Origin of the sequence: Chryseobacterium sp. SIMBA_029, from assembly GCF_046535275.1 — a bacterium.
GTDB lineage: Bacteria > Bacteroidota > Bacteroidia > Flavobacteriales > Weeksellaceae > Chryseobacterium.
This window is the reverse complement of sequence record NZ_JAWRXA010000792.1, coordinates 1-241: the sequence shown is the minus strand read 5'-3', so window position 1 is coordinate 241 and position 241 is coordinate 1. Positions and strand designations below refer to the sequence as shown.

Genomic DNA, 241 nt, shown 5'->3' with positions numbered 1-241 from the left:
AGACGCACATGGCCTGGGTGAAGGAAGGCTATGCAAAAGGCTGGTTCCTCGCCTCCGGCCGCAAGGTCCCGCGCACCGGCGGCGTGATTTTCGCCACTGGCGACCGGTCCGAGATCGAAGCCTATGTCGCGGCCGATCCTTTCACGGCGCACGGTGTTGCGGAGTATGAGGTGACGGAAGTGGCATTGACGACGGTCAATGAGGGATTGGAAGCCTTGAAGGGATAGCTAGTCGCCCGGCT

General features: G+C 61.8%; 1 protein-coding gene. It reads left to right on the top strand.

The window, feature by feature from the left end; all coding sequences use genetic code 11:
* On the top strand, positions 1–227 hold a 227-nt coding region (locus SB679_RS26100; protein WP_410705302.1), incomplete at its 5' end, for a YciI family protein.
* Positions 228–241 lie beyond the last annotated feature (14 nt).